Origin of the sequence: Streptomyces solincola (genome assembly GCF_002982015.1) — a bacterium.
In the GTDB taxonomy this organism is placed as follows: domain Bacteria; phylum Actinomycetota; class Actinomycetes; order Streptomycetales; family Streptomycetaceae; genus Streptomyces; species Streptomyces solincola.
The window spans coordinates 1-3,658 of sequence record NZ_PVLV01000482.1 but is presented as its reverse complement, the minus strand read 5'-3'; the positions used below and the strand labels follow the sequence as shown (position 1 = coordinate 3,658).

The following is a 3,658-nucleotide window of genomic DNA, read 5'->3' as shown; positions in this document are numbered from 1 at the left end:
GCCGGACCCCGCCCCGTAAAGCACAGCCCGTAAAGCACAGCCCGCGCGAAGCACAGCCCGCGCGAAAGCACAGCCCGTGCGACACCGGCCCGTACCGCTCACCGAGCATCCCATCCCGCCATCCGGACAAGGTGTCCAGATCTTGGAGTCGAGGCGTACGCTCGAAGGAAGGCTCGAAGTGAGCCGGGTCTGATCCACGAGGAGCGAGCGACGATGCCCGAGCTGAGGTCCCGCACTGTCACCCACGGCCGCAACATGGCGGGCGCCCGCGCCCTTATGCGCGCTTCCGGGGTACCGGGCGCGGACATCGGCCGGAAGCCCATCATCGCGGTGGCGAACAGCTTCACCGAGTTCGTCCCCGGCCACACCCACCTCCAGCCGGTCGGCCGGATCGTCTCCGAGGCGATCACCGAGGCCGGCGGCATCGCCCGCGAGTTCAACACCATCGCGGTGGACGACGGCATCGCCATGGGCCACGGCGGGATGCTCTACTCCCTGCCCTCCCGCGACCTGATCGCCGACAGCGTGGAGTACATGGTCGAGGCGCACTGCGCCGACGCCCTGATCTGCATCTCCAACTGCGACAAGATCACCCCCGGCATGCTGAACGCGGCCCTGCGCCTCAACATCCCGACGGTCTTCGTCTCCGGCGGCCCGATGGAGTCCGGCCGGGCCACCCTGGTCGACGGCACCGTCCGCACGCTGGACCTGGTCGACGCGATCTCCGACGCGGTCAACGACAAGATCTCGGACGCCGACATCCTCCGCATCGAGGAGAACGCCTGTCCGACCTGCGGTTCCTGTTCCGGCATGTTCACCGCCAACTCGATGAACTGCCTGACCGAGGCGATCGGCCTGTCCCTGCCGGGCAACGGTTCGGTGCTGGCCACCCACACCGCCCGCCGCGCGCTCTACGAGAACGCCGCCCGCACCGTCGTCGCCCTCACCGACCGCTACTACGCCCAGGGCGACGAGTCCGTCCTGCCCCGCAACATCGCCACCTTCGAGGCGTTCGAGAACGCCATGGCGCTGGACATCGCGATGGGCGGCTCCACCAACACGATCCTGCACCTGCTGGCCGCCGCCCAGGAGGCCGGCGTCCCGTTCGGCCTGGGCGAGATCGACGCCGTCTCCCGCCGCGTCCCCTGCCTGGCCAAGGTCGCCCCCAACGTCGCCAAGGACCGCACGTACTACATGGAGGACGTGCACCGGGCCGGCGGCATCCCCGCCCTGCTCGGCGAGCTGCACCGGGCCGGGCTGCTCAACGAGGACGTGCACTCCGTGCACAGCCCCTCGCTCGCCGACTGGCTCAAGACCTGGGACGTGCGCGGCGGTTCGCCCTCCGAGGAGGCCGTCGAGATGTGGTACGCCGCACCCGGCTGCCGCCGCTCCGCCGAGGCGTTCTCCCAGTCCGAGCGGTGGGACGACCTGGACACCGACGCCGCCGAGGGCTGCATCCGCTCCGCCGAGCACGCCTACTCAAAGGACGGCGGCCTCGCCGTCCTCAAGGGCAACCTGGCCGTCGACGGCTGCGTCGTGAAGACCGCCGGCGTCGACGAGTCCATCTGGACCTTCGAGGGCCCGGCCGTGGTCTGCGAGTCCCAGGAGGAAGCCGTCGAGAAGATCCTCAACAAGCAGATCACCCACGGCGACGTGGTCGTCATCCGCTACGAGGGCCCCAGGGGCGGCCCCGGCATGCAGGAGATGCTCTACCCGACGTCCTTCCTCAAGGGCCGGGGCCTGGGCAAGACCTGCGCGCTGATCACCGACGGCCGCTTCTCCGGCGGCACCTCGGGCCTGTCCATCGGCCACGCCTCCCCCGAGGCGGCCGGCGGCGGCGCCATCGCCCTGGTCGAGGACGGCGACCGCATCCGCATCGACATCCCGGGCCGCTCCATCGAGCTGCTCGTCGATGACGAGACCCTGGCTGCCCGCCGCGAGGCGCTCGGCGGGCGCTACGCCCCCAAGTCCCGCGAGCGCAAGGTCTCCGCCGCGCTCCGGGCGTACGCCGCGATGGCCACCAGCGCAGACAAGGGCGCCGTCCGCGACGTCAGCCTGCTCGGCGGCTGACCGACCCCGGCGCACCACGCGCACGGCCCCGGCGCACCACGCGCAAGGCTCCGGCCCACCCGGCCGGGGCCTTCGCCGTGCCGGCCGGGTCTCCGCTGCCCTCGGGCACAGCTCGGCCTCTGAGCGCTGCCCTTACAACGCAGAGGTCAGAGCCCGGGGCCTTCGCCGTGCCCGACCCCGCGGGCCGCGCGCGCTCACCACCGACCCGGGTCGTCCGTCCGCTGGGCGAAGACCGAGCCGTCCGGCGCGGTGGCGTACACCGCCCCCCGCCCGGCCAGCGGCGCGGGCAGCAGCGCGCTGAAGGTGTACCGGCCGTCGTCCATCCGCGCCCGGGTGGCCCCCACCAGCCGGCCGCGCCCCGCGTCCACCGCCAGCAGCCGCCCGTCCGCGGCGGTCAGATACACCGTGCCGCCCACCACCAGGGGCCGGGACGCCCGGCTGACCCCGGTGTCCAGCCGCCACCGCACGGCCCCCGTCTCCGCCCCTGCCCCCGCCGCCGGCTCCCGGTCCACCGCGACCGCGACGAGCGAGCCGCCTGCCCCGACCACGTACGCCGTGCCGTCCGCCAGCACCGCCTGCGCCTGGTCCACCGGCACGCCCAGCTCCACCCGCCGCGCCCGGCGCTCACCGGTGTCCAGCCGCACCACCGCGTCCGTGTACTGCCCGGCGTCCCGCGACAGCAGCAGCACCGCCGACCCGGTCGCCTGCACCGGGCCGAGATCCCCGGTCAGCCGGACGTCCCACTCCACCGCCCCGTCCGCCACGGCGACCGCGTACACCCGGGTGGCGCGCCCGTCGGGCGTGAGCACCGCCGCGTACGCCGTGCCGTCCGGCCCCGCCACCCACTGCGCCCCGCCCACCGGCAGCCACTTGGACCAGCGCTCCTTCCCGGTGCGCCCGTCCAGCGCCCGGACCGCGCCGTCCGCCCCGGCCAGCAGCACCGTCCCGCCCGCGTGCACCACGCTCGGGTACGCCGAGACGTCCGCGTGCCACACCTCGGACCCGTCGGCCGGGTCCAGCGCGGTCAGCCGCCGGGCCTCCGGCTCCACCAGGTGGACCAGCCCGCCCGAGAGCACCGGCGCCGGCCCCGGCTCGGCCGCCTTGCCCCGTACCGACCAGACCGTCTTCCCGCCCACCGCGTCCAGCCTGGCCGCCCGTACGCCGGCGGCGGTGCAGTACAGGGCCCGGTCCGCGGCGGCGCACAGCGGCATGCGGTTCTCCGCGCCCGCCGTGCCGAGCGTGCTCGCCCACGGCCGGCCGACCTGCGCGGCGGTCTGTGCCGGGGTACGCGGCCGCTCCCCGCCCTCGCGCGCCGACGCCAGGGTCACCACCCCGGTCACGGTCACCGCCAGCACGGCCAGCCCCGCCAGCGCGGTGACGGCCCGCGGCCGCCGCCGAGTCCGACGCCCCTCCGCGCCCGAGCCACCGCTCCCGTCCCCGTCCCCACTGCCGGCCCCGCTCCCGGTCCCGTTCCGGTCGGTCTCGCCGCCGCCCCTTCCCCGGACGCCCAGCACCATCGTCCGGCCCGCCGTACCGGCCGACTCCCTACCGGCCGACCCCGTACCGGCCGACCCCGTACCGGCCGACC

2 protein-coding genes are annotated in these 3,658 nt (G+C 74.8%); one reads left to right on the top strand and one right to left on the bottom strand.

All coding sequences use genetic code 11. The annotated features are described in order from the left end of the window. The first annotated feature begins 213 nt into the window (after window positions 1-213). A complete protein-coding gene (gene ilvD / locus C6N75_RS25035) occupies window positions 214-2,070 on the top strand; it encodes a dihydroxy-acid dehydratase (protein ID WP_105871155.1) in 1,857 nt (618 codons plus the stop codon). 194 nt (window positions 2,071-2,264) lie between these two features. On the opposite strand, the gene C6N75_RS25030 is transcribed toward ilvD, so the two are convergent. Further along, a partial coding sequence (locus tag C6N75_RS25030) for an outer membrane protein assembly factor BamB family protein (protein ID WP_219852912.1) occupies window positions 2,265-3,658 on the bottom strand: 1,394 nt, incomplete at its 5' end.

Bases quoted from the DNA above. Each gene is read 5' to 3' on its own strand.
- ilvD (WP_105871155.1), top strand. From the start codon at position 214: ATGCCCGAGCTGAGGTCCCGCACTGTCACCCACGGCCGCAACATGGCG.